Raw genomic sequence first — 1,626 nt, 5'->3', positions numbered from 1 at the left:
CTGGGAGTAGAGCGCTTTGCCCGTGCGTGTGGCCAGGTTGTAGGTCATCTTCTCGATCGGTGACGCGTCGTCGGCGGGCGGAATCAGCTCGCTCGTGTCGCGGGGCAGCTTGTGTGATTTCGCGGTGGCGATCAGCCGTGCAGGGCCGGTCGCGGTGATGTTCTCTTCGGAGAGGTAGCCGGCGTCGGCTAACAGTGTTCCGATCTGATCGGGTTCAGCGTGATGTTCGGGTGGTCGGTGTTCGGCTAGGACTGCGGCGGCCTCGACGGCCTTGCTCATCATCGGGATGAACGTGGGTGCATCAATCGGTCCGTCGCCGACGCTGGTGGCGATGATCAGGCCGTCGGCGGTGGTGACGGCCTGGCAGTTGTAGCCCTGCACCCAACCACCGCCCCGTAACGGCATCGGCCGTGACTGCGGATCGGTGATGTTGCCGAGGTTGTCGATGGTGGGGCGATGGGGTTTGCAGGTCACACGATTGATCAGAATCCGCTGCTTACGTTGCTCCCACGCGTGCTGCTCGGCATCACGTTCGGCCTGCCATACTGCAGTGTCTGCGTGCGCCTTGTCGAGGCGATCGCGGGCAGCACGTACCGCCCTGGCCTGCTCTACCGGCGCTGGCCGTGGACCCCGACCCCCCTCGGTCTCGCGGCGGTCGATCCTGGCCTGATGCCGAACGCGGGCCGTGTGCACAGCGGCTTCGGCGACCTCGACCCGCGCCTCGATCGGCACCACCCCTGGCGGGCGAGAACCGTCGGCCCACTCCTGCTTCCACTGCGCAACGAACTCGTCCCGCGCAGTCTGCTCAGCAGCACGCTTGGCTTCGAGTGCCTCGAAGTCGATCGGCGTGGACTGCCTATCCTCGGCCGCCTTGTTTAATGCGCGAACATTCTGCAGCGCTTCGTCGATCCGTGCGAGCCGATCAGATCGCAGGAGCTCATCGGGAACGGACTGACCATCATCGTCATCGGCGTCGTTGGCTGCGTGCTCGGTATCAGCAGAGCGGGCGGTCTCCGTGAGTCTGTCTCGCAACGCGGCGACCTCTGCCTCACGTGCCTTCACCAGTGACTTCTCGGTTCGGTTCTTCGATGTCGAAGCGTTTGAGGCGATCTTGACTCCGTCCAACGCGACCACACCGACCTTGCCCATCCCCAGCTGGGCGCATGCGGCGAGCACCTGCGTGAACAGGGTCGGCATCACCGGTGAGGCCTGCGCCCGGAAACGGGCGATCGTCGCGTGGTCGGGCGGATCGCCGCCGCAAATCACGCGGAACGCGATATCCCGATGGCATAGACGCTCCAACGTCCTCGACGACCGTTCCCCGTGCGCCCATCCCCAGATCAACAGCGTAAGCAGCATGTCCGGGTCATAGCCCCGGCGCCCGACCCCACCAGTCTTACGCAACGCATGCAACTCCGAGGTGTCCAAGCGGTCGACCAACGAAATCACCAACCACACTGGATCATCGGCTGGCAACCACTCCCTCATGCTCGGAGGCAACAGGAACTGCTGATCACGATCGACTGTCCGATACCCCTTAGCCATAGCGTCATTATCGCAGGTCAGAGCCTATTTATCGCCAGTTCTGCGGAGATTGTCGACGACCCGAAACTGCAACAGCCCGAT

Annotated in this window: 1 protein-coding gene; it reads right to left on the bottom strand. The window is 63.8% G+C overall.

Annotation, left to right across the window (positions count from 1 at the left end; all coding sequences use genetic code 11):
• The coding region (locus GM1_RS21230) for a transposase (RefSeq protein ID WP_008382384.1) at positions 1 to 1,545 on the bottom strand (1,545 nt) is incomplete at its 3' end.
• Positions 1,546 to 1,626 lie beyond the last annotated feature (81 nt).

Origin of the sequence: Gordonia malaquae NBRC 108250 (genome assembly GCF_000344135.1) — a bacterium.
Classification (GTDB): Bacteria; Actinomycetota; Actinomycetes; order Mycobacteriales; family Mycobacteriaceae; genus Gordonia; species Gordonia malaquae.
Note: the sequence above shows the minus strand (reverse complement) of the source record. Positions and strands in the feature narration are given on the sequence as shown.